Source organism: Haploplasma modicum ATCC 29102, from assembly GCF_000687835.1.
GTDB classification, from domain to species: Bacteria; Bacillota_I; Bacilli_A; order Acholeplasmatales; family Acholeplasmataceae; genus Haploplasma; species Haploplasma modicum.
In genome coordinates, this window is the sequence record NZ_JHYB01000003.1 from 132,161 (window position 1) to 151,363 (window position 19,203).

A 19,203-nucleotide genomic window follows, 5' to 3' on the forward strand; every position below is an offset into this window, starting at 1 on the left:
ATTACCTCGCATTTATTTTCTTGTTTAAATTGATTAATTCACTATCTGTTAAATAGCGATATTCGCCAACCTTAAGATCACCTAATCTTAAATCCATAATTCTAATTCTTCTAAGCGATACAACATTAAAACCTAATTCTTTAGTCATTCTTCTAATTTGTCTATTTAATCCTTGTCTTAAAATTATTTTAAACGTTCTATTATCTAATTTCTCTAACGTTGTTTCTAGAGTTTTTTGTTTCTTATGGGCTGCTTGATTATAGATTGTTACACCACTCGCCATTTTTGTAATAAAATCATCATCAATATCTTTATCTACTGTTACTACATACTCTTTTTCATGACCATACTCAGCCCTTAAAATTTTATTAACAATATCACCATCATTAGTAAGTAAGATTAATCCACTTGAATCTTTATCAAGTCTACCAATTGGAAATACTAATTCCTTATAATTTACAAAGTCACGAATGTTTCCTTTTACATTTAAATCATTAGTACAAGTTATACCAACAGGTTTATTTAGCATTAAGTAAATTCTTGTTTGATTGTTAGTTACTTTTTTACCACTAACCGTTACTAAATCACCCACTTTAACTTTAGAGCCAACTACAGCAACTTCATTATTTATTTTAACCTTTCCAAGCTCAATAATTTTATCAGCTTCTCTTCTTGAACAATAACCACTATCACTTATATATTTATTAAGTCTTATTTCATCTTTTATTTCATGTTTGATTAAATCATCTTTGTGTATTTTTTTATCTTGTTTAATTGCTTTCATTTATTCAACCTTTTAATTATTTTTATTTTCTCATCTGTAAATGGCATATATCTAACATTAATATCTACTTTATCACTTCTTTTTAAGACACTTTTTAAGTGGCTAAAAGTTTTAAAAGTTTCACTACCATGATATTTACCTTGTCCACTTAAACCAACCCCACCAAATGGAAGGTTCTTATTCGCAAACTGCATTAATGTATCATTGAAAACTATACTTCCTGAACTATAGTTAGTAAGTATTTCTTTTTGTTTATTTTTATCATTTGTAAAAACATACATAGTAAGAGGTTTTTCTGCAAGTTTAAATGATTTTAAAAAATCATTTTCTTCTTTATAAGTTATAACCGGTAAAATCGGCCCAAATATCTCTTCACTCATTAAACTAGAATCTTTTTTAGCCTTAACTAAGGTTGGTTCTAGTTTTTGTTTTTTATGTTTCCCACCTAAAATTATATTCTCTCCTTCTAATAAATTAATTAATCTTTCAAAATGTTTCTCACTTATAATTTTAGGATAAGTATCATTGTTAAGTGGATCTTTATAAAACTTATCTACATAATATATAAACCATTTCTTAAATTCTTCTAATCTTAAGGTATTAATAATTAAGTAATCAGGAGCAATGCATGTTTGTCCAGCATTGATTAATTTGCCGAATACAGCTCTTTTAGCTGCTAACTTGATATTAGCGTCATCTAAAATTAAAAGTGGACTCTTACCACCTAATTCGAGGGTTAGAGAGGTTAAGTGTTTACTTGCTTTTTCCATCACAATCTTACCAACAGTTGTACTACCAGTAAAAAAGATATGATCAAATCTTAGATTTAATAATGATTCGCTAACTGATTTATCACCATTTATGACCTTAATAAATGATTCATCAAAATTAGTATTTATTAACTCTAAAATTAAGCTACTTGTAGATTTTGAATATTCACTTAATTTTAAGATAGCCGTATTTCCAGAAGCGATTGCTCCTGCAAGAGGATTAATTGCAAGTAAAAAAGGATAGTTCCAAGGACTAATAATTAAAACATTGCCAAGTGGTTCATAAACTTTATAACTTTTACCTTTAAAAAGACTAATTGGTGTTTTAACCTTTTTAGGTTTCATAAGTCTTTTTAGGTTTTTAATTAAATAGTTTATTTCACTATAAACCATAGAGATTTCTGTCATATAACTCTCACCATATGACTTACCTAAATCTTCATATAAGGCTTCTTTAATCAAAGTTTCATTATTTTTAATTATTTCTCTTAAAATAACTAAATTTTTAATTCTAAATTCATAACTTTTTGTATTATGCTCATTAAAGAATTTTTTTTGATTGTCTAATAAAGTTAACATGATCTATTTCTCCTTTAGTTTATTTTATCATATTAAGGCTTTAATAAAAAAATAAAGGAACTATTATTCCTTTATTATTAGATAATTACGGTGAAAATACTATATAAATCTTCCTTTGATTCGACTTGAATCGTTCCTGAATATTTATTTACAATATGTTTAACGATTGCTAAACCAAGTCCGGTTCCAGGCGTTTTTCTAGTTTCATTAATACGGTAAAACCTTTCAAAGATTCTATCAATTTCTGTATAAGGAATTCCTTTTCCTGTATCCTTTATTTCAATCTTTGTTTTATTAATATGTTTACTAATGTTTATTGAAATTAAGCCATTTTCCTTATTATATTTAATGGCATTTTCAATTAAATTTCTAAATAGTTTATATATATCTCTTTTATCAGCTTTAATTAAATAATCATCACCAGTTAAATTAATTTTAATATTTTTGCTTGTTAATAAGTCATAAAGATTATCAATTACATCTAAAATAATAGTTTTGACATAAACATCTTCAAGGGGTTCATCAAAGAAAACTTCAAGTCTACTTAACATTAACATATCATCAACGAAGAGTGTCATATAATCTGTTAGTTCAATCATTTTACCACTTAGTTTTTTCGCTTCATCTTCGTTGACGATTTCTGAATTAATTAATTCTGCATACCCTTTTAAAACGGTAATTGGAGTTTTAAGTTCATGGCCAGCAAAACTAAAGAAATCTCTTTTCATATGTTGGAGTTGAATTTTTTCTGTTAAATTATCGATTAAAATTAAAACATGTTCATCTTCATCTAAAACATAAGGAAATGTTTTTACTTCTAAGTGTTTATGATTAATCATGTATTCATTTTTAATCATTTTTTGTTCTTTAAAAGTTTTTTCAATTTGTTCTTTAATTTTAATATCTCTAATCTTTGAGTAATAAGTTAAGTCTTCATTTATTACTAAATCTAAAAAAGTAATAGCAAGCTCATTTAAATATCCTAGATTACCATTTTTATAGATTAGTATTAAACCTTGACCGGTAAAGTTACTAATTAGATTTAACTGATTATTCTTCTTATCTAGTTCATTTTTTATTAGCCTTATTTGTTTTTCAAACTCATTTTTTTCTAACTCATTTTTTTCATTAAAAATATTACCATAGTATTTATATATAAGAAAAAAGATTAACTCTAAGCCCAAAATAAATAAAACTAATAACATAGTAAGATCAACTAAATCAGTGAAGGCGTATATAATTAAAGATAAAATTAATACTAAAAAATTAATAATTAATAATAACTTTTTCATAAACTAAATCCAACGCCTCTAATTGTTTCAATTTCGAAATTAGCATCTTTAATTTTAGCTCTTAAAGACTTCATATGGACATCTAAGGTTCTTGTTTCAACGGAATTATCCATCTGCCAAATTTCGTTAAACAAGGTTTCTTTAGTAACAACCTTACCTTCATTTTTAAGTAATAAAGCAAGAATTTCAAATTCTTTAGTTGTTAGATTAATTTCTAATTTATTAATATAACATTTATAGATTTCCCTATTTAGTTCTAAGTTTCCTTTAACATATATTTCTTTTGAACCAACACTTCTAAGTTTTGCATTAATTCTTGAAGTTAATTCTAAAATACCAAATGGTTTAGTAATATAATCATCTGCACCCATATCAAGAGCTTTAACTTTATCCATTTCACTGTTTAAGGCTGATAGCATAATGATTGGTAAATCTTTATAAAACTCTCTAATTTTTTTTATTACTTCAAATCCTGACATATCCGGTAGCATTATATCTAATATTACTAAATCAGGGGTTTGTTTTTCTAGTGCTTTTAAAAAGTCTTTAGCAAGATCAAATCCTTTTTGTAGGTATCCTGCATGAGTAATTGTTTTTTCGATGATATATGCAATTTGCTCATCATCTTCTAAAAAATATATTAACATAAACCCTCCTAAAAAAGTGGTGTTGTTTTATGTTCACCTGTAATTATGAACTTAGTCCACTCTGCCAAGTTTACAGCATGATCAGCAATACGTTCCATATACTTTGCAACCATAATTACCGATACTGCATACTCTGGTTCTATTGTATCATTTTTTATTTGTTCTGTAATACTTTTCATTATTTGATTAAACTGATTATCAACAATATCATCATCAGTTATTACTTGTTTTGCCATAGCTAAATCTTGTTTGACAAAAGCATTAATAGCATTTAGAACCATTTGATAGGCTGATTCACTCATTAAGGTTGTATTTGTTAATATTCTCTCATTTTTAATATTACCAATATGTAAGGTTTGTTCTGCAATATCTCTTGCGTGATCGCCGATTCGCTCTAAATCAGTAATTAGTTTTAAGATTCCTGTTACCATTCTAAGATCACTTGCATATGGTTGTTCCTTCCAAATAAATCTTAAAGCTTTTTTAGAAATATCTTCTTCTAATCGATCTACTTCAATATCAAGATTTACTAATTCATATGCTAGAGGTAGATTATTAGTCTTAAAAGCTTTAAAGGACTCACTAATATTATTTAAAACTAAATCCGCCATTTTTACTACTTCATTTTTTAATTCTTCAATGGCTTTTACCATTGATGGTCTAAGTATTTTCATAAATTCCTCCTATCCAAATTTACCCGTTATATAATCTAAGGTTTGTTTATTAGTTGGATTTGTAAACATTTTTTCTGTTTCGCCAAACTCAATTAACTCACCCATGTAAAAAAAAGCTGTCTTATCTGATACTCTTGCTGCTTGTTGCATACTATGCGTTACAATAATTATTGTATAGTCTTTTTTTAGTTCTAAAATTAACTCCTCGATTTTTAATGTCGCAATTGGATCTAGTGCACTTGTTGGTTCATCCATTAAAATAACTTCAGGCTTTAATGCTAGCGTTCTTGCGATACAAAGTCTTTGTTGTTGGCCACCCGATAATGATAATGCTGATTTTTTTAAATCATCTTTAACTTCATCATAAAGTGCTGCTTGTTTTAGCGATGATGATACAATTTCATCTAAAATGTTTTTATCTTTAATCCCATGTGCTCTTGGTCCATAAGCGATATTATCATAAATGCTCATTGGAAATGGATTAGGTTTTTGAAATACCATTCCAACCTTTGATCTAAGTTCTATAATATCGTATTTGTTTTTATAAATATTATCTCCGTAATACGTAACTAATCCATCAATCTTAGTGCCAGTTATTAAATCATTCATTCGGTTTAATGTTCTAAGAAGGGTTGATTTACCACAACCAGATGGTCCAATAAATGCTGTTATTTCTTTTTCTTTAATCGCTATTTTTATATTTTTTAAGGCTTTTTTATCGCCATAATATAAATCTAGATTATCAATTTCAAATGTATTCATGTATTTCCTCACTTATATTTTTTCTTTAGACTGTAAGTAATATATTTAACTATTAAGTTAAGGGTTAAAACTATTACTAATAAAATAATTGATATTGTGCTAGCAAGGGCAAAGTTTGGTCTCTCACCACTCATTGCTGACCAAATATGAACAGAAAGTGATGTCCCATTACCAAAGATACTAATATCATCTTTTACTACTGACCCAATTGCATATATTAATGCAGCTGACTCTCCCATGATTCGTCCTATTCCAAGAAGGGCTGCTGATAGAATTCCTGGAATTGCATTAGGTAACATTACCTTAAACGTTGTTTGCGTCTCGTTTGCTCCAAGAGCAAGTGATGCAAGCTTATAATCCTTAGGAACTAAATCTAGGGCTGCTTCTGTTGCTCTTATAATTACCGGTAAAATAATGACTGAGAGAGTTAAGGCTCCTGATATTAAATTACCACCACTTATTCTTCCCCCAGATAATTTAACCGTTAGGGGAATAAAAAATGCTGCTCCCATTAGACCAAAAATTATACTTGGAACTCCTGTTAACATATCAATAAAACTTCTAAGAAGATTGGTAATCTTATTTTTAGGAGCAAGTTCATGTAAGTATAAGGCACTTCCTATTCCAATTGGAAGACCGATTAAAAGTGTTAATACAATTAGGTATAGAGTTGTTATAATTGAACCTCTTATTCCTCCACCTAAAATCATCGGTGTAATATTAGCAATATAATAAGTCTCTTCTAGTCTCTCAACAAGTACGCTTGCGCCTTCTCTTATATCAAAAATAATGTTTGTAGCATTTGGATTATCAATTAAATCATCACCGAATAAGAGTAGTCCTACATCAGATAATACATCACCACTTTTTAGTCTAAATATTTCACCACTATTATTTCCCTTACCGATTGCTTTTGTAAAGGGTGAGTTTTCATCAACATAGTTTATGGTAATAGTTTTATTTCCCTCTAAGCTATATGTATCAATGAAAGAGACTCCGTACCTTTTAGAAAAATACTCATTTTCTTTTGTCTCATACGTAAAGTTATTAGTTCTATCAACTGGATCAATTCTCATAGAAACACTTGCTGTATTACTATTATCACCTAGTATGATATCTATACTTAGTAATGGTAGTCCTTTTACCAAAACAAACACTAAGATTGAACCAAGTATTAATACTGAAACTAATGATGACAAATAGGTAATTATTTTAATTACTAAGTCTTTTTTTCTTTGATTAGATTTCATAGTTTGCCACCTTATTTTTTATTTTATTTAGTACGATATTAAAAAATAATATAACAATAATAAGAACAAGCCCCATTGTAAATCTAATTTCAAAATCAAGTGAACCTTCAGAGACTTCCTTAAAGCCAATTAAGATTCTAGAAGCTAGCATGTTAGTAGTTTTGAAAAAATCAAAGTTAGGACCACTTCCAGAAGCACCAGATACTAAACTAACTGCAGTAGCCTCACCAAGTGCTCTACCAACTGCTAGAATAATTCCTGCAAATATTCCACTTTTAGCAGCTTTTAACGTAACGTTGAAGGTTGTTTGAATCTCGGTTGCTCCTAGTGCTAAAGAGCCCTCTTCTATATTTTTAGGAACTCCTTTTAGGGCTGTTACACTCATCATTGTAATAGTCGGAAGAATCATAATACTTAGTACTAATATTGTATTAAGTAGCGATAAGTTACCAGTAATCGGGGTAATTTTCCTAAGAATGCTTGCAATAAAGCCTTGGCCAAACATCCCTATTACAATACTTGGAACAGCTGCTAGCATTTCTACAATTATTTGAAAAACATGAGATAATCCTTTAGGTGATAACTTAACAATAAATATAGCTGTTAAAATTCCAATTGGCGTTGCTATTATGATACTTAAAAATACGTTAAAAATTGTATTAATAATTAAATAACCAATCCCGTAAAAAAACCTTCCCCCATATTTAAGTCCAAATAAAAACTCAAAAACATTTATTTTAACGCTAATACCATCTACTAAATAAGTGCTAAAAAGCGGACGAATTCCTCGTTCCGCAATTTGGAAAATAATTAGGATAATTACCGATGCTGAAGTAATGGTTGCTATTAGTAGTAAAGCATAAATTATTTTATGATTTATTTTTTTGGCATCAATTTTTTTATCTTTCATTATAAACCTCTATTTAATATCTTGTAACAAACATAAATGGTCTTTTTAACTGATATGTATTGTTTAATACGTTTTCTGTTGAAGCAATAACTCCTTCAAAACTCAATCCCTTTACTCCACTATTTTCAATTGATGAAAGTGAAGCATAGCCTAATCCATTTAAATCATTTTTAACATTAGTTAACATTGCCCCATTAGATTCTACTTCCATAAAACCATCTACTAATACTGCATTATCTTTTTCTGCTTTTTTAAAACCAATTCCACTAAAGAATGCTTCTCTAGTTCCTGATGTTGTATCTCTTGTATATACTTTAATATCTAAGTTATCACCACTAATTTGATTAAAGTTTGTAATTGTTCCATTATAAATGTTTGTTAGAGTCTCTTTCGATACATCATTTATTAAGTTGTTTAAATTTGCAATCGCAACAACTGCATCATATGCTAATCTACCACTTATTTTGTTTCCGATAAGTTTGTTTTCATCATCTGAAAAATCTCTTGATGCAAACCCAATATGAATTTTATTAGCACTTTCACTTTCAGTACCAACAGTTCTTTTTACTGCATCACCACTTCCTGTATGTTCATGACTTGCAATAAAGTTACCTGCAAGTGGTGAAAATTGAACAGATAGAGCTTTTGCTACTGATTCAACAGATGTTGATCCCCCAAACTTAATTGTGATATCACTATTATCTAATTTAGTAACTGGATGATTTTCTTTAACTTCATCCCATGACTTATCAGTTGCAGTAACTAAAACAATTCCACCTTTTCCTTGAATAGTAGCCTTTCCTTCACTTGTTTCCATAAAACTAACAAATGCCTTTACTATTAATTCTTCCTTTTCTGCCTTAGTATAATCAACTTCTTTTTGTTTACATCCTGCTAAAGTTAATACTGATATACTAAATATTACAAATAATATCTTCTTCATTTTATTTCCTCCATTTTTTTAATTCACTTATATTATAGGAAATAAAAAACTCTACAATAACCATTAAAAGTAAAGGTAATGTAAAGTTTATGTAAAAAATTTGATGTAGTAAAAGCAAATTGGTTTTTATGTGAATCTTTCGTCTCAATAATAAACCAAAAAATGTTTGAGCCAGAAAATTTATGACAATATATTTGATACTCAATTTAATTATTTGTAGATAAGATTTATACTTAAACATTATACTTCTGTTAAAACATAATAAATAAGTTCAAAAATCTTAACAAAATAAATATTCTTTAAGTTGTTAAATCCTATCAAACTATTGTGATGAAGATATTTATTTCTATCATCCTGTAATAATACCTTTATTCTATTTGATAAATCATTATAGTGTACATTATTAGTATTAAAATTTCTTTCAAGTATATATCTAAAATCATTAATAGTTAAACCTTCTCTCCATCTATCAACTTTAAGATTTATCGATTTAAACTGATTATTTTTTTTTATCATCAATGTATTGCTATCATTATTCAAACTAGTCTTATATTCAATTAGGTTTGCAATTAGGTTTTCTAATGATTTAGTTAGCAATACATAAATAAATGTCCAATCAATCGAGGTTTTATCTTTAAAAAGATTTTCTTGATTAATTTCATAATAATCTAATAAATATTTTGAAAGACCTAATGTATAAGTCCAATCATATAATTTATTAGTTTTTAATTTTTCCATTCTATCTTCTATTTCTACTCTTGATAGTTTTTTAAAATTTGAATAAAAAGTACTTGATGAAATCTCAAAATATAAATAATTAATAATATCTATTTTAGTATTAGAAAAATCGAACGATGATATAGCATTTATTTTTTCTTCATTTAATGTTTCTTCATTTGTTTTTTTATCACCATACTTCTCACCAACTAATATTTTTAATTTATCCAAGGCTCGTAAAGCTTTGTTTTTTTCATAAATTCTCTTTTCTAAAAATTCAATTTTTTCTACCTCCCTAGTAAATCTGCATTTAGGAAAATCAGTACATCCATAAAAAAAACTAGATATTCCTTTTCTTATAGCAAGAGGTTTACCGCACTCATCACATATTTCTTCGGTTTCAAAAGATGTATTATCAAAATCTTTTCTATATAAATCTAATTTTTTTTCTGACTTATTACCTAAATCTATTATTTTACTTAATTTTGAAAATTCATTAGGATAATTTCTTAATTTTAATTTCAAATCTCCAAAAAGAATGAGGTCTAGAACATCAGGATTTGCTTCACCGATAACTTTTTCAATTGTTTCCGTAAGTTGTAAATTAAATGTTTCTTCCACATCGTATTTTAAATCTCTCTTGATCCTACTAATAAAGTTGTAAAGATCAAATAATTTTTGCTGTTCTTCCTTTTTCAGATCAATATTTTTTTCTAATGATTCAATTTTATTATAAAGTTTCTCATAAATTTTAATTTTTTTATCATTAATTAAATTTTGATCCCTAATAGCTGTAGATATTAGCTCATTATTATTACTATTAAATAAATCGAAATCTTCATGTTTAAAATACTCATTTATATTTTTTTTTATGTTCATTTGATCTTTTTCTAGTGTATTTAGTTCATCAATTTCTGATATAGTAATATTTTTATAGTAATATTCATATGGGTTTTTTATAATATAGTTTGATTCTTCTTGATCAATATCTATTGTTTCCTTTAAATCAGCTAATTTAATATTTTCAAGATATTTAAGATTAGATAGTCTAAATTTATTAAGTTTATTCTTTGGAAATATACTATCAAAGATATTAATAAATTTAGGCGTAATAGCATAAATTTTTGATGTTAGATAGAAATTATCGACTTTATCAAAATCAAATGATAGTAATAAAACTGCCTGAAAATATATTTTATAAAAATCATAATAGGATACATTTAAATCATATAAAAAATAACTATTATTTGAAAAGAAACTGTCTAAAAACTCAATAAGTTTTTTTACTTGTTCGTTATTATAATTATTTTCATTTAGTAGAAATCGTGAAATTATTTTAAAATGATATATAATGTTTTTCTTATAATATCCTAGTTCTTCTTCACTAGGAAAATGAATTAAATTAAAATCAAATTTTAAATAGTATAATTCTAATAATTTTGTTTGAATTTTTCTTTTTTCTTTTTTGTTTCTATTTTCTGTTCTTATTAAGTCCATTAACCCATTAATAAGAGAAAATATAAAAATATTTTCTTTACCGTAAGGTTCAAAAAAACCTGTTGTATAAGTAAGATATCCTTTTTCCCTGAACTCATTAAATATATTTTTAATTTGTTCGTTAAATTTTTTAAAATCAATAACATTAATTTCAATTTCAAAAACTTCAAAAATTAGTAATTTAACATACTCTAAATATGTGATTTTTCTTAATTTCATAATTTTAAAAATTTTTACAAATTTATTTAAATCTTGATCACATTCATCAAATATGATTTGATGCTCAAAATCATAAAAATAATTATACGAGTATCTTAAATTTATTGAATAAAATAATAAGTTAAATAATAAGTTTGCATTATTTGCTGGACTCATTACTATCCTATCATTAAAATTAAACATTTCTTTGTTTAAAAAATCATAATAGTTCATATTTATAACCAAAATAAAATATTATTAGTAGTAATATTTTTAATCTTTTTTATTAAATTTTCTGGTGTTTTTATTGTCAAAACATAATCCAAATATTTTCTTTTCATTATATTATCCCCCTAAATTTTAAAAATGTTGTAATTTATAATTTAATTATAACATTTTTACATTAAGTATATCTATAAATCAATAATTACATTTGATAATTTTATTTTCAATCTATTGCTTCTATAAATGTCAAGTTAAGAATGGACAAATGGAGGTGAGGACAAAAAGTTGGACTTAATAAAGGAGCTTTTAAGATGATATTTAACTCTGAGCAGAAAAATATAGCAATCAATTTATTGGTAAAACTTGACTTTCAATATACAAAAACAATAATAATGTTAGGGTATCCTTCAACAAAAACATTGAAAAAGTGGTATTTGTATTATTTAGAGAAGGGTTATTTTGTAAACAAGAAAACAACTAGAGTACGATTTTCCAAAGAAACAAAATCAAAAGTATTAGAATATTACTATGAAATCGGTGAAAACATTTCTAAAACAGTTAGATATTTTGGTTTTCCATCTAGAGCAACATTATCAAAATGGATTTCAGAATATGATAAAAATAAACCTAGTCATTGTTTAGCTAATAAACCTGTAGTAAAATATAACAATACTTTAGTAAAAGAGATAACAAAAGATATCATTTTAAATGATGTACCTTTACATAGAGCAAGTAGTTATTTGAATATTTCTGCTACTACTTTATATAATTGGAGAAACAAACTACTAACAAATGCAGGTGCAATTATGAATAAAATAAAAGGTGAAAGTAATACTACTGAAAATATTTTAGAGGATAAAATAAATACTTTACAGAAGAAATATAATGATTTGCAGTTAGAATATGATATTTTAATCAAAGCACAAGAAATATTAAAAAAAGAAAAGGGCGTAAGCATTAGTAATTTAACTAATAAAGAAAAAGCTGATATTGCTTATGCCCTAAAAGATAATTATCAGCTTAATGTGTTATTAAAAGTACTCCATTGTGCAAAAAGCACATACTTCTATCATTATAACAATAGGGATAAGAAAGATCCCTATGAACAACTAAGAAAAGAGCTTCATAATGTTTTCAACTCAAACTATCAAGCTTTTGGATATAGAAGATTGTATGATTATTTTAAAAAAACAAGTTTAAAAGTTTCTGAAAAAATTATAAGACGTTTGATGAAAGAAGAAAATATAATAGTTGTTAATCATAAAAAGAAAAAATATATGTCCTATCTTGGAGAGATATCTCCTGCAGTTGATAATCTACTCAAACGAGATTTTAAATCTGATAGACCTAATAAAAAATGGTTAACAGATATAACTGAATTTCATATACCAGCTGGTAAAGTCTATTTATCACCAATTATTGATTGTTATGAAGGCTATGTTGTAAGTTGGACTACTGGTACCACACCAAATGCTAATCTAGCAAATAAAATGTTATTAAATGGAATTAAAAAACTAAATAAAAATGAAAAACCAATAATCCATAATGACAGGGGTTGTCATTATAGATGGCCCGAGTGGATTAATATTACCAAGAACAACGGACTTATAAGATCAATGTCAAAGAAAGGTTGTTCACCTGATAATTCTGCATGTGAAGGTTTTTTTGGTAGAATAAAAAATGAATTTTTCTATGGAAGAGATTGGACTAACGTAAGTATTAATAATTTTATTATACTTCTTAATAAATATTTAACTTGGTATAATAATTCTAGAGGAAAAAGAAGTTTAAACGGACTTACTCCAAATGAATATAGGAGTTTATATTACAAATAGAAAGTCCAATAAATAGTCCGCACCTCCTATTGTGTACTCTTATTTAAACATTTATAATAGTGTGTTTTATTATTAAAATACTCTACTGATATATAGTTATACTACTTGCATGTCCGTTAACACCTATTATCGGTAATAGTAAATTAATTATAGAATAATATTAATAATATCTGTTCTACATAATAAAAAAATCTCACTTAACTTTTATGTTAAATAAGACTTTATATATTTACTAAGTTTAGATGTCTAAATTATTAAAAACATGAATATTTATCATGTGGTCTCTTCTTGAAATTGAAATATAGCTTCAAGTATTTTATATACTTCATTTTTTTCAACTGAAATTCCATTCATCATCCTATTTCTTTTAATATTATACTTTCTAAAATCAATAACCTCTTCTTTGATTGGTGAATTTTTCCAAATAAGCTTACTAATTCTTTTAACAATGTTTTTATTCCCAATTCTACAATATTCTTTTGTTATTATGTAATAATCATTTTCTTCTAATGGTTTTATTATAGACTCTAAAATCACATCATCTATGTTCATTAATCTTTCTCCTCTAAAATCATTTTTATTGCATTTTTAACATCATCTATTTCGTCTATTTTAAAACTAATTCCTTTGTAATATTCATTTTTCTTTTTATTATACGTTCTAATATCAAAGTACGGGGTATCACCTACAGATTTCCAAATCACTTTTGATACTCTTTTGATTATATTGCCGGTACCTATGTCAACATAAATTTTTTTAACAATCATTAATTCGTTTTCAAATATGGGGCTTTTATTTTCATGCATAATTTCAATTCACCTCAAAACTTATTCCTTGCTCTTTTATTATATTGTCACACCACTTAATCCAACTTTTAACTGTACTGCCTCTCCTTTTAGCAGTAACTTTTGAAAGTTTATATATGTTTTGAATTTCTGTTTCAACAAATTCTAAATTTCTATTTTTATAATACATGTAGAATATGTGGTTTTCTAAAATCAATTTAACAAAAATAATAAAAATATTTTTCAAAGGGAAACTCATAACAAACTTTGCTAATTCAGTTGTTTTGCCATCTTCAATTAATCCAAGAAAAATCATGGCATCTTTATAATAATCTTGTTGCCTTTTTGATAGTTCAGTTTCGACCTTAAATAATGCACTTTGGAATCTTTTATATGTCATTTCATCAAGTTTTTTAATAATATAATATATATTATTCGCTTGTGGGAACTTATATTCTTGCGGTTTCTTAATGTTCAAAATTACTGATATTTTGGCCATCTTCAATCTAAAATCTCCTCAATTAATATATCATTCATCTTCTCATTCGGACTTAAAGAACTTTCCAAAACCTCCTGAATTGCATCGGCAACATTAACATTCTTATCGTCATAAACGAACATAATATCATATAAAATATCAATTCCTCCGAGCATATATTCATAGAAAGTGATTATATTTGTTAGTTCATAAAACTTTTTATCATTAGTGGACGTAACTTCAAACGCCATCTCAGGAATAACCTCATCATATTGCTTATCTAAATTATCTAGTATAGTAATTAAAGCATAGTAAGAATCCATCTCTGTTCGATACTTATCATAAGTAGTTCTTAGCGAGAATTCTCTTGAATACTCTGTGTCATCTGCAGCTTTATTGACTTCCAATGTGACTCTCTTTTTATTAATCACTCCTAAAAGAGATAAAAGAAAATGTAAAGAGTGAAATTTATTATCTTGTTCAAATCGTTTCTCAATTTCTTTATATTTTTTAGAGTTGTATTTCAATCTAAAATCTTGTACATTATTAATTCTTGACATTCTATAATTCACCACTTTCGTTTATATATGTTGATAAATTTACTAATTCAATTTCGTTATAATCAACCGATCCTTCCTCATTTAAATATAATTCATACGCTTTCCCAACATTGTCACCTATTGATGCAATCAACTCATTCTTTAATTGCTTTTTAAAAGACAAGAATATTAATTGCTCCATATTGTTTAAGCTATGTTTTGATAGTCTATTTATATGAGTTGAGTCTAAGTTTGATAATGCGGCGTCCATTATTATTCCATATTTCGAATCCTTATCAATATCATTTGATAATTCTTTTGCGGTTTCAATCAATGCTGATATTAAAGATATTGATACAACCACATTTTGACCAGTTGATAAAACACTAGTTACATCATTTTCATTAATATCAAATATTTTAATGTTATAGAACTCATCTATTTCGGTTCGATATTTACCTTGCATTACCTTTGAAAGTGTTTCTTGAAAATGTTTACCTAAAGTTTCACACGCCTGTTTGTTTTTTTCATCTCTAGTTTTTTCTGTGATTTCAATCACCTTTTCTAGAACCTCAATTACCCTCATAATTTTTTTATTTTGAATGTTATTTTGATTAATTTCCAAAAGTTTCCTATCTTGCTTTCTAAGTTTGTCTTCAACCGAGTCTAAAACCCTTTTTTGTTCTCCTCTAGATTCTCTAAGATCCATCATTTTATCGCTAGCTTTATCAATTTCACTTGAGTAATTTATGTTATGTTCTGTTTCAAGTCTTTTAATATTAATTTCAAGATTTTTAATCTCACCATTTATTTGTTCAAGCTCATATTTTTCTCCACTTATTTTATTGTGCATATCACTTTGTTTAACAAACATATCATTAAATTCTTTAGCTCTATTAAACATTTGTTGTATTTCACTTAAATTATGAGCTGTTTCAAATGGAAGTGCACTACTTTTCAAAGACTCGATTTTATGACGTTTCAAATGATTAACCGAAATTTCTTCTCCACAAAGACAAATCCCACTAGACAATATATCTTCAATTGTATCTATATGAAGGTTTCTATACCTAACCTTGCTTTCAAAATCTTTGTTTGCAAAATCATTATATGATGTATATACTGAATTAAGTATTTTATTAATATAAACTGATAAACTTTTCGAAATATAATCCTCAGACAATTCATCTATTCGTTCTTTTTTTTCATCATAATCTTTTTCAAGGTTTTTTAATCGATCATTCAATTTTTTTATTTCCTCAATTTTTGATTGCATGACACGGCTGCTATCTATAATTTTCTTTTGTACAGATATTTGATCGTCAATCTCAGAAATTTTACTTATTAAATTTTGTTTTGCTATTTCAAGCTGTTTATTTTCGTTAATAATTTTATTATCTTGATCAGTAGCCCCCTGTCTCCGTCCATATAGTTTTCCGATTACTGTAGATGACTTCCCTTTTGTACCTAACAAATCAATTAATTCATCATATTTTTTTATATCTAGAATTCCAAGTATTGACTCTTTTAAATCCGACTTAAAAGCCCTATCTGTAATGTTTCTCTCCATTCTCTCACCATCAAACATAAATATATAGGATAAACCTGGGGGAAGAATACTATGCATCTTATCTAATGCCTTAGAAGTGTCAATATCTCTATATCCAGCAATTTCATCCGAAATTCTCAAAATAAATCTTTCTTCTTTAAAACTATTTATTTTACCATTAAGTTTCTGAAAAACTTCTTCTCTTCTTGCTATAAAGGTGTTTCCTTCGTGATAAAACTCTACTTCTACAAACATTTGTGCTTCCTCAACCTCTTTTAAATCTTTTTGTAACGAGTTGTTTAAAAGATTGTCTGGCTCTGGAAGATTTAAATAATTTGCTGAAGAACCAAAAAAACAGTATCTAATAGATTGCAATAATGTGGTTTTCCCAACACCATTGTCTGCCATTACTAATGTTATGTTTTGAGAATTATTATTATCTGGTACTGCAAAATCTATGGTTACTTCATTTTTATATTGTCTAAAATTTTTTAGCTTAATTTTTCTAAAAATCATACTTATCCTCCAAAATCTTAATAATCTTTTCTGTTTTAGTTGATTTACTTATTTTGTCTGTTGCATAAAGAATCTCTTCTACCTCATTTAAAAGTTCATCCATTAATTTTTCTATATTTTTATCAGTCATATACTTTTACCCCTTCTCTTAAGTATAATTTTTCAAATCTTTCTAACTTGTAATTTAACTCATCTTTATTTTCCGCCAGCTGGGAAAATTCATAAAATCTTTGTAATTCTTTCCTGTTAAGGCTAGTAAAATCTGTGTTATTATCGTTTTCTTGAAGAACGATAAAATCATATATTTCCGCCTTTTCTTTTGCTTTCCCGTTTTCATCATAATGCTTTCTTAGAATTCTACCCCTTCTTTGTATAAATTCTCTTGGATTTGTAGAACTAGCCATTATTATCGCTCTTTCAATTGATGGTATATCTACACCTTCATCTAGACACCTTATTGCTAAAAGGGTAGAGTAAGTCTTGTCCTTAAATGCTTTAATTGATGAAATTCTTTCCTCTTCAGATTCTTTACTTGTATATCTGGAAAACCTAATATTCCTTTTGGATAATATTTTACCTACACTGTCTATTTGTTTCATAAAAATTTCATCTTCTTGTTTGTCTTGGTATCTTAAATCATCATTTTTAAGTGTTTGATTTATTTCGACTTCTTTTTCTGACGTAATCCCACTATATATTACAAGATTCCCTTTTTTTTCTATTTCATCAATAATATTGTCCAAGATAACTAGTTTATTCATAGCACCATAAATTACTCGGGCTCTTTTAAACAATAAAGAACTAATAATAGGGTCGTTTGAAAATTCAACATCCTCATCTGAACCTATCATTTTAACAATTTTGTGCGTGATTTCCTTATAACTTTCCACTTCTGAATCTGTTAAATCTACGATTATCGGATGATAACTATAATTTACTAAGTATCTATTTTTTATAGCTTTCTCTAAGTCATATTTAAATATTACTCCACCAAAAAAATCATAAAGTACTCTTGTAAGCTCTTTATTTCCATAAACTTCTGGTGTAGCACTCAAGCCAAGAATCATATTTGGATTTGGTAAGCTTCTTACTTTGTTATATGTTCCAAATCGATGCATTTCATCAGCAATCAAAAAATAATCACCTTTAAGTTTATCCAATTGTCGTCTAAATTTGTCAGAATAGAAACTTTGTATTGTTACTAATACAAGAGATTGTTGCTTTTCACTATATTTATATAAACCAATTTCATCTTTAAGTTGAATTTCCCATCCAGGATTTTTTGAATAACATTTTAGTATTTTTGAATACTCATCCTTCATTTCGTTTCCCCATTGATTTAACAATGTAATATCAGGTAAAACAACTATAGTAAATAATTTGTTACAGGAAGTTCTTAAAATATTATTTATGTATATTGCTGTTTTAGTTTTTCCTGTTCCTGTTGCCATTTCCAATATACCTCTTTTATCAATAAGCCATCTTTCTGCAGCTTCTATCTGATAATCTCTCGGCTTAAATCTATTAGGAATTTTATCTTCATCAAGTATACTATCAAACAACTCGTCAATACTGTCATTTGTTTTAAATTTATTTAAAAAATCAGCAGGTAGTATTTCATTTATATTTGTGAATTTAACATTATTCATTTTGTTTTCCCAATAATTCTCAAAATCTTTAATGTTTTCCTCAACATACATATTCCCCAATTTATCCCAGCTTTTGAATATCATAAATGATTCTGTATTCAACTTTAATGCAGACAAAGTCTCGTTGTTTGAACCTATCATTGATATTTTATTACCATTATTGTCATAGAAAATTCCTATTTTATCGTGAAATATTCCTTTTTCATTAACTGGTTCAGCAATTTTAATTTCTAAAACACCTTTTTTCAAAAGATAAAATAGTATTTGTGATGATTTTATACTTCCCTCATCTATTAAAAAATTCTCAAACATATTCTCGGTTATTTTAGTTAAGTTTTCTCTTGATTCAATAACAGCATTTAAATCTTCAATTGTTAAAACAGGTGAAATAATAAGTCTCATAACTCCATCATTTAATACAAACTTTCTTAAACCTTGTATGTAACCTAAAAGAGCAGCAGACGAAAAGTATCCTACTGCCCGATCATACTTCTTTGATTTATTTAAAGTTGGTACATAAAAATCATTAATAATGTCATTATTTATAGAACTATATTTTATTGTTATTTCTAAATCTTTAAATGACATTTTATCACTTCCTATT

General features: G+C 26.6%; 18 protein-coding genes. 1 reads left to right on the plus strand and 17 read right to left on the minus strand.

Going from position 1 to position 19,203, the window contains the following annotated elements:
- Position 1 precedes the first annotated feature (1 nt).
- The 10 genes from T352_RS0103180 to T352_RS07255 all read right to left on the minus strand — a co-directional run bounded on the left by T352_RS0103180 (position 2) and on the right by T352_RS07255 (position 11,257).
- Positions 2 to 784: a pseudouridine synthase gene (locus T352_RS0103180; RefSeq protein WP_084301376.1), complete on the minus strand. Its 783-nt coding sequence runs from the start codon at positions 782 to 784 to the stop codon at positions 2 to 4.
- Positions 781 to 2,133, minus strand: coding sequence for an aldehyde dehydrogenase family protein (locus T352_RS06355; RefSeq protein WP_162151152.1), 1,353 nt, complete (start codon positions 2,131 to 2,133; stop codon positions 781 to 783). Before T352_RS06355 ends, T352_RS0103180 begins: the two co-directional genes overlap by 4 nt.
- Positions 2,134 to 2,210: 77 nt before the next feature.
- Complete coding sequence (locus tag T352_RS0103190) at positions 2,211 to 3,425, minus strand: sensor histidine kinase (protein ID WP_026391738.1); 1,215 nt, start codon at positions 3,423 to 3,425, stop codon at positions 2,211 to 2,213.
- Complete coding sequence (locus T352_RS0103195) at positions 3,422 to 4,072, minus strand: response regulator transcription factor (RefSeq protein ID WP_162151153.1); 651 nt, start codon at positions 4,070 to 4,072, stop codon at positions 3,422 to 3,424. Before T352_RS0103195 ends, T352_RS0103190 begins: the two co-directional genes overlap by 4 nt.
- Before the next feature lie 8 nt (positions 4,073 to 4,080).
- The gene (phoU, locus tag T352_RS0103200) at positions 4,081 to 4,746 is read right to left on the minus strand and encodes a phosphate signaling complex protein PhoU (RefSeq protein ID WP_035345075.1); all 666 of its coding nucleotides are present in this window, start codon (positions 4,744 to 4,746) and stop codon (positions 4,081 to 4,083) included.
- Positions 4,747 to 4,755: 9 nt separating this feature from the next.
- Positions 4,756 to 5,508 (minus strand): phosphate ABC transporter ATP-binding protein PstB, encoded by a 753-nt coding sequence (pstB, locus tag T352_RS0103205; RefSeq protein WP_026391741.1) that lies wholly within the window; start codon positions 5,506 to 5,508, stop codon positions 4,756 to 4,758.
- Positions 5,509 to 5,516: 8 nt separating this feature from the next.
- Positions 5,517 to 6,758 (minus strand): phosphate ABC transporter permease PstA, encoded by a 1,242-nt coding sequence (pstA, locus tag T352_RS06360; protein WP_162151154.1) that lies wholly within the window; start codon positions 6,756 to 6,758, stop codon positions 5,517 to 5,519.
- Positions 6,748 to 7,668, minus strand: coding sequence for a phosphate ABC transporter permease subunit PstC (gene pstC / locus T352_RS0103215; protein ID WP_035345078.1), 921 nt, complete (start codon positions 7,666 to 7,668; stop codon positions 6,748 to 6,750). Before pstC ends, pstA begins: the two co-directional genes overlap by 11 nt.
- A 13-nt stretch (positions 7,669 to 7,681) precedes the next feature.
- Positions 7,682 to 8,611 carry a substrate-binding domain-containing protein gene (locus T352_RS06865; RefSeq protein WP_051615798.1) on the minus strand — a complete coding sequence of 310 codons (930 nt, stop codon included), beginning with the start codon at positions 8,609 to 8,611 and terminating at the stop codon, positions 7,682 to 7,684.
- Between the two features lie 240 nt (positions 8,612 to 8,851).
- Complete coding sequence (locus tag T352_RS07255) at positions 8,852 to 11,257, minus strand: topoisomerase DNA-binding C4 zinc finger domain-containing protein (RefSeq protein WP_026391743.1); 2,406 nt, start codon at positions 11,255 to 11,257, stop codon at positions 8,852 to 8,854.
- A gap of 302 nt (positions 11,258 to 11,559) precedes the next feature.
- Between T352_RS07255 and T352_RS0103235 the strand changes: the two genes are divergently transcribed.
- Complete coding sequence (locus tag T352_RS0103235; RefSeq protein ID WP_051615799.1) at positions 11,560 to 13,083, plus strand: IS3 family transposase; 1,524 nt, start codon at positions 11,560 to 11,562, stop codon at positions 13,081 to 13,083.
- 273 nt (positions 13,084 to 13,356) lie between these two features.
- On the opposite strand, the gene T352_RS0103240 is transcribed toward T352_RS0103235, so the two are convergent.
- The 7 genes from T352_RS0103240 to T352_RS0103270 all read right to left on the minus strand — a co-directional run bounded on the left by T352_RS0103240 (position 13,357) and on the right by T352_RS0103270 (position 19,187).
- Positions 13,357 to 13,635 (minus strand): hypothetical protein, encoded by a 279-nt coding sequence (locus T352_RS0103240; protein ID WP_162151155.1) that lies wholly within the window; start codon positions 13,633 to 13,635, stop codon positions 13,357 to 13,359.
- The gene (locus tag T352_RS0103245) at positions 13,635 to 13,889 is read right to left on the minus strand and encodes a PC4/YdbC family ssDNA-binding protein (protein ID WP_026391746.1); all 255 of its coding nucleotides are present in this window, start codon (positions 13,887 to 13,889) and stop codon (positions 13,635 to 13,637) included. Before T352_RS0103245 ends, T352_RS0103240 begins: the two co-directional genes overlap by 1 nt.
- Positions 13,890 to 13,893: 4 nt before the next feature.
- Positions 13,894 to 14,367 carry a DUF7226 domain-containing protein gene (locus T352_RS0103250; RefSeq protein WP_162151156.1) on the minus strand — a complete coding sequence of 158 codons (474 nt, stop codon included), beginning with the start codon at positions 14,365 to 14,367 and terminating at the stop codon, positions 13,894 to 13,896.
- 2 nt (positions 14,368 to 14,369) lie between these two features.
- Positions 14,370 to 14,753 (minus strand): hypothetical protein, encoded by a 384-nt coding sequence (locus tag T352_RS0103255; protein WP_162151157.1) that lies wholly within the window; start codon positions 14,751 to 14,753, stop codon positions 14,370 to 14,372.
- A gap of 154 nt (positions 14,754 to 14,907) precedes the next feature.
- On the minus strand, positions 14,908 to 16,950 hold the full coding sequence (locus T352_RS0103260) for an AAA family ATPase (RefSeq protein WP_026391749.1): 2,043 nt from the start codon (positions 16,948 to 16,950) through the stop codon (positions 14,908 to 14,910).
- Positions 16,940 to 17,080: a hypothetical protein gene (locus T352_RS07100; protein WP_156951185.1), complete on the minus strand. Its 141-nt coding sequence runs from the start codon at positions 17,078 to 17,080 to the stop codon at positions 16,940 to 16,942. Before T352_RS07100 ends, T352_RS0103260 begins: the two co-directional genes overlap by 11 nt.
- Positions 17,073 to 19,187 carry a DEAD/DEAH box helicase family protein gene (locus T352_RS0103270; RefSeq protein WP_162151158.1) on the minus strand — a complete coding sequence of 705 codons (2,115 nt, stop codon included), beginning with the start codon at positions 19,185 to 19,187 and terminating at the stop codon, positions 17,073 to 17,075. Before T352_RS0103270 ends, T352_RS07100 begins: the two co-directional genes overlap by 8 nt.
- Positions 19,188 to 19,203: the final 16 nt, after the last annotated feature.

Bases quoted from the DNA above. Each gene is read 5' to 3' on its own strand.
- T352_RS0103180 (WP_084301376.1), bottom strand. From the start codon at position 784: ATGAAAGCAATTAAACAAGATAAAAAAATACACAAAGATGATTTAATC.
- T352_RS06355 (WP_162151152.1), bottom strand. From the start codon at position 2,133: ATGTTAACTTTATTAGACAATCAAAAAAAATTCTTTAATGAGCATAAT.
- T352_RS0103190 (WP_026391738.1), bottom strand. From the start codon at position 3,425: ATGAAAAAGTTATTATTAATTATTAATTTTTTAGTATTAATTTTATCT.
- T352_RS0103195 (WP_162151153.1), bottom strand. From the start codon at position 4,072: ATGTTAATATATTTTTTAGAAGATGATGAGCAAATTGCATATATCATC.
- phoU (WP_035345075.1), bottom strand. From the start codon at position 4,746: ATGAAAATACTTAGACCATCAATGGTAAAAGCCATTGAAGAATTAAAA.
- pstB (WP_026391741.1), bottom strand. From the start codon at position 5,508: ATGAATACATTTGAAATTGATAATCTAGATTTATATTATGGCGATAAA.
- pstA (WP_162151154.1), bottom strand. From the start codon at position 6,758: ATGAAATCTAATCAAAGAAAAAAAGACTTAGTAATTAAAATAATTACC.
- pstC (WP_035345078.1), bottom strand. From the start codon at position 7,668: ATGAAAGATAAAAAAATTGATGCCAAAAAAATAAATCATAAAATAATT.
- T352_RS06865 (WP_051615798.1), bottom strand. From the start codon at position 8,611: ATGAAGAAGATATTATTTGTAATATTTAGTATATCAGTATTAACTTTA.
- T352_RS07255 (WP_026391743.1), bottom strand. From the start codon at position 11,257: ATGAACTATTATGATTTTTTAAACAAAGAAATGTTTAATTTTAATGAT.
- T352_RS0103235 (WP_051615799.1), top strand. From the start codon at position 11,560: ATGATATTTAACTCTGAGCAGAAAAATATAGCAATCAATTTATTGGTA.
- T352_RS0103240 (WP_162151155.1), bottom strand. From the start codon at position 13,635: ATGAACATAGATGATGTGATTTTAGAGTCTATAATAAAACCATTAGAA.
- T352_RS0103245 (WP_026391746.1), bottom strand. From the start codon at position 13,889: ATGCATGAAAATAAAAGCCCCATATTTGAAAACGAATTAATGATTGTT.
- T352_RS0103250 (WP_162151156.1), bottom strand. From the start codon at position 14,367: ATGGCCAAAATATCAGTAATTTTGAACATTAAGAAACCGCAAGAATAT.
- T352_RS0103260 (WP_026391749.1), bottom strand. From the start codon at position 16,950: ATGATTTTTAGAAAAATTAAGCTAAAAAATTTTAGACAATATAAAAAT.
- T352_RS07100 (WP_156951185.1), bottom strand. From the start codon at position 17,080: ATGACTGATAAAAATATAGAAAAATTAATGGATGAACTTTTAAATGAG.
- T352_RS0103270 (WP_162151158.1), bottom strand. From the start codon at position 19,187: ATGTCATTTAAAGATTTAGAAATAACAATAAAATATAGTTCTATAAAT.